Raw genomic sequence first — 5,154 nt, 5'->3', positions numbered from 1 at the left:
CGCTCGGCTTATGGATTTAGAAACTTTGAAAACTTCCGAATTAGATGCTTGTTAAACTGGCATTTTGATTGTTAGTTTAGCATAACAAGTACTAAAGAACCGATTATTTTTAGGTTCCAAAATAGACGGCTTTTCTTCAATACTTTCAATTGCTACTTTCTCAGCATTCTTTCTTTTCTCTTTTTTTTGTGCCTTTGATATATTCTCGTCTTCTTCTATTTCCATATGCGAAGTAAGATAATACTCTATCGTTGATTGGGAAATTGATCGCATACGGTAGGGAATCTGAATGATTTTTTCTAGATAGTCAATCCCTGAAGGCTTACCTCCACGCTTCAGAACACCTTCATAAACTTTTTCTAAAGCACGAGCAATATAGCGATCATCAATTGCCAGAACTACCACAAACAGAGGGGTTTTTAACAAAAGCTGGACAGCTTCTAATACCTCTACAACGCGTTTAGGGGGACAGCGATCTAAATCATCAATGTATAAAATGACACGAGCCTTTCCTCTAGGAAAGAGACCTTGGAGTAGTTTCTTCTTCTCCTGATAACGTTTACCAAATTGTTTAGGGAGAGTCAGCTTTTCAGTCAATATCGCTAAATCATTTTTGATTTGGTGTAACAACCCAAGGCGCTTCTCATATTGCCCTGTTGTTATCTGGGTAGTTACAAAGTCAGCCAGTGATACATAATTAACAACATTAATGCTCTGTTTTTGTTGCTCAATTTGTGACTCTAGCTGTTTAATATTATTTTCATATTCCTGAATCTCTTTGGATTGACTAAATTTTTCTTTAATCTCTTTAGCTTGAGATGCTGCAATTTCTTTCTGCTCTTCCTCTATTTGCTTTTGATAAGCCTTAAAAGATTGCTCAACAGAAGCATACCATCCCAGGAACTTTTTAAATAAAACGGTAGCTGTTGTTATTGTCGGAATTAAAGGTAATATGGTAGCTATAATTTGTGGGATGAGTTGCTTTGTGATACGCGATAGAATAATTGGGGTCAAAATAGTCAGTATTGCAAATATACCAAACCATAAAAATATATTCCAATTACTTAGTATCCACTTTTTTATACCTATCCAAGTAAATAGTTTGTTTGAGCGGAAGTATGTAAATATTGACCGAATTTTATCTATATCTTGCTGAGTAAGTTGTCTATTTGATGGAATTGCATCTTTAACTTCTTTTTCAAGCTCATTTAATGCTGAACCCATTGCATTTTTTAATAGTGAGTTCATAGGAGCAAAAAAATAGGAAATTTGAGTATTTTTGGGTTCAACCTCAACACGAATCTTTTCTTTCAATTTCTCAAGTTTTTCCTTTTCCTCTTGTAAAGCAATTTCTTTGTTTTTTAAAACCTCAACTTCTTTGTGCTTGGATTTTTTAATGTAATCTAGAAGTAAGTCCTGAATTTCGTTGCCTTCAACAATTTTTTCCCAGGTTTTAAGCTCTTTTGGTTCAAGTTGGTACTCAAGCAAATTTTGACGTTCTTCGTCACTCATTTCATTGAGCGCTTGCCAAATTTGACCACCGCTAAGAGGGGAAACTCCTGCCTTTTGTAGTTGTTTTTCTAGGCTTAATTGTCGATTTAGCTCAAAGAAAATAGTCTGCATCAAGCTTGCCCAGAGATTGGAACGAGTATAAGTCCAAGCATCAAAACGAATTTGATAAATGTGTCCAACGTGGAGAGCGTCGTCTTTCCATGCTTGTTCTTCATTCAAGGGTTGGCAGCGAATCTGAGTAATTTTTTCTTGAATTAGATGCATGGCATGGGACTTTCCACTTCCCCAGCCGCCGAATATCCCGACGGCCAGAGGTGGCTCTAAGTCGTTCATCACTAATATTTCAGCCAGAGCTTCAACTTCATGCTTAATATTGAGATAGTCTGGCCCTTCCGCAAGGTCATTGTTCAAACATTGAGGAATGACATTGAAAAAGTCTGGGCGCACAACTGTAATGGAAATTTGATTGGTGAACCAGTCTTCTAAGTTTTTGGTTTTAGGTTTAATCGCCATACTTCCTCCGGAAATTTAGATATCACTTAAAACTTGATATCTGATACATTATTTAGATTGGGTTTATCTTCAAATATTCCGTGAAAATTCAGGTTGAGCGATAGGCAACTCAAGGTTAGTTTGTTCGAGTAAAGTAGCATCAAATTCGACAGTGCTGACAATCAGTTTGAGTATATTTTGAACCTCATTAATCCCCTGTTCCACCAGTTCTTTTGGCACTAAAATATCAACATCGCCACCATTCAATGCCCAAGCTTCTTCTCCTGGTTTTAGCCAGATTCCTCCTGTTACTAATAACCCAGCACTGACAGCAAATCTGTGTGTCAAATTCAACAGAACACAGTAGAGTGGTTTCTTGCTCATATTTCTGAGCAAGATCTTAAAAGTTGGTGATTTTAACCTGCCATTTTCCTGCCGATACTCTAGGCGAATCTGATTGTTTTGAAGCTCTTGCCCCTCCTGATAAATTACCATCTCTACTTCACCTGGTGAAATCATAGTTGTAGTAGGATAAGAGAGATTAACAATTGCCATCCAGCGAGCAATATGTTCTAAGCATTGAATTGTCTTTCGTGCGCTCTCTGGCGTGTAACCGTCAATTTGAGCTACTAGGGGACGCTCATCTGTAGATCTGAGTACTATGTACTGATTGTTGCGACACAACAGGCGTAACTCTGCGTTGCCAATTTCTTCTTCCTCGTGTATATGTGCTGAGGGTGTACCATTCAGTCCAGCTATTTTGATTTGTTCACGCGCTAGATTTATACCTGCTTTATCTCCTTCAAAGTACACTTTTAAAAGTGGTAGTGGTAAACTGATAACAAATGCTTTAAAAATGCTATCAGTAGTTAGGTTTTTTACACCTTCGATATCTATTTTGCTCTTAGTTGACAATACCTGAGTTACTTTTGCTGTACCCACAGACTTTGAGGGAGCGCGCAAATCGTTGCTATCAGCATCAAAGTTAAACAGTACTAATAAAGTAGTTTCATCATTTACGGGTGGTTGAACTCCGTGGACAGCACCTCCGTCAATCACCCATCCATGATCGATATCATGGCTAACTGTAAAGTAGGCAGTATGCTCGGTGATCTCCCCTCCTGGAAAAAGTTGGTCTAAATCCCTCAGATCAGCTGTTTCTATTTGAGGAGATTGATCCACAACTTTCGACCGAACTAAAGCATTAGTGCGTTTGATTAAATCTCGATAAGTTAGTCTCTTACTGTATCTTTGTAAGGTATCAAGCAAGAAGTAAGAGAATACCCCTCGTTTCTGCCCATCTTGTACATTAATCTCTTTTGCTATCTCAATATCCCGGCAAGCAGCTAGAAAGATATAGCGGAGTTTAGGAGACATCCAATTAGTTGACTGCTGCCCCAGATTTTGTTTTATGTCCTGCGTCGGGACTGCGGTAACTTGACGTGTAGCAATTAACTCTAGTAAAGGTTTGATTTTAAAACCAGCATGTACACTATCAAGGATCAAAATAATTTGAGGATTTTCTTGTCCTACTTGGTAAATCAGTTCAGCTAATTCCCAATCTATTAAATCCTTACCACCTTCAGTCCTACTGTCATAACAAACCAGTGTAGAACTTAAGCGACTGGGTATTAAGTGCCAAAATTCTTCTTGTGCTTCCTGCTGACTACCGTGACCACTAAAGTAAAAGAGACTTAAATCATTACTCCTAGCCTGACACAGATGCATCCGAAATCCATCAATGATTGCCTGACGCGTAGCTTCTTGATTCGTAAGCATTTTCAGATGCAATTGATATCCTTCTTGAAAAAATCGATTATTTAGATACTCTGCCATCGCGGTCATATCGTTAACACACCCTTGAAGGGAATGAATTGGGTTTGGATATGAGTCTATTCCGACCAATAGTGCGTAGAAATTCCGAGCCATAATTCCATGAAGTTATTCTGATAACTGTAGTCGTTGGCTGATCAATTAACAAGCAATTAGCATAACTTTATGCATGGATGCGACTCAGTTGAAAAAAAATTTTTCAAAGTCTCTTTGCAACTTCGCTATTTTCGCCCCTAGTTGTTGTGCTGCACAATTGGGCTAAAAAGTGTAATGCAGATTAAGTTTTTTTTGAAGTAGTGCCAAAAATTTTCTTAACCCAAGAGGAGAAAATCTGGTTGCCATCAAGCTAAAGATGTCACCCTATTTAACCTAGCTTTTAACTACAAATCGACTACAAATCGACTACAAAAAGCCTTGCCTTACAGAGTAAAAGTCCAAAAAAAATTCCCAAGAAAGTGATACTTCGTCCCCAAAGTTTCCCATAATTTTCCATATTCAGGGCAAGTATCTCCCTAAATCTCCCAAAAAAAGTGACTTAAAGGAAAATAAAATCAGGTTTTTCTAGCTTATTGACACAATTCTCAATAAGCTAGACTTAAATCATCTTCAAGCTTCCCAAATTTTCCCAAACTTCTCCCAAAAGTTGTCATTAATTTCCCAAACTTTTCCATGAATTGGTAGGTTTTTGAATTCTTGGGAGAGACTTGACCCTGCCAAAAACTTTCACACAGTACGCCAAATTTTTGGAGCAAGTTTTTGAGCCAAAAATAGTTTTAGAAAAATAGAAATCAAAAATATAATACTCAAAAGTTACATTTATGCTTCAAAAAAGAGCCAAAGGTTTAGAACTTCAACTCATTAATAAATCTCTTCTCGTGAATCAATTTTGGATTTTAGATTGACTCCATGCCTAAAGTCAGAGGCTTCAACCAAAAATTTTTGACTTTTGACTTTTGACTTATTCCCGAATAAATTTGCTTGCTAGCCTTCGGCAACGCTGCGCGAACAGACCAATGCGCGATCTTAACTTATGGATCTTCTCCTGATGGAGAGGCTACGCCAACAATCCAAAATTTAAAATCTAAAATCTAAAATTCAGTGAGAGACGAATCGGAATCAAGGGACTTCCAAAGAATAAATTATTCCAAGAAAAACAAGAGACAGGTTTTCTCAAGAATGATAATCATTTTAAGGGGGAGAAAAGGGGTTGCTCTCGGCAACCCCTTTTCTCCCCCTCATCTATGCATGAAGAATCTATACACTTGTCGTCTGCTTTGAAGTTAAACAGTGTAAATAAGGGATGTTTTGTAGCTAAAT

2 protein-coding genes are annotated in these 5,154 nt (G+C 37.6%); both read right to left on the bottom strand.

The genetic code is table 11. The features are described from left to right. Positions 1 to 51 precede the first annotated feature (51 nt). Positions 52 to 2,025, bottom strand: a complete 1,974-nt coding sequence (locus H6G41_RS34125) for a P-loop NTPase fold protein (RefSeq protein ID WP_190752788.1) — start codon at positions 2,023 to 2,025, stop codon at positions 52 to 54. A gap of 69 nt (positions 2,026 to 2,094) precedes the next feature. Continuing rightward, positions 2,095 to 3,933: a caspase family protein gene (locus tag H6G41_RS34120; protein ID WP_190752787.1), complete on the bottom strand. Its 1,839-nt coding sequence runs from the start codon at positions 3,931 to 3,933 to the stop codon at positions 2,095 to 2,097. Positions 3,934 to 5,154 lie beyond the last annotated feature (1,221 nt).

The organism is Tolypothrix sp. FACHB-123 (assembly GCF_014697075.1).
GTDB lineage: Bacteria > Cyanobacteriota > Cyanobacteriia > Cyanobacteriales > Nostocaceae > Aulosira.
This window is presented reverse-complemented; position numbering and strand designations above follow the sequence as displayed.

What these genes read in the sequence shown, in the direction of transcription:
- H6G41_RS34125 (WP_190752788.1), bottom strand. Translation starts at nt 2,025, where the DNA reads ATGGCGATTAAACCTAAAACCAAAAACTTAGAAGACTGGTTCACCAAT.
- H6G41_RS34120 (WP_190752787.1), bottom strand. Translation starts at nt 3,933, where the DNA reads ATGGCTCGGAATTTCTACGCACTATTGGTCGGAATAGACTCATATCCA.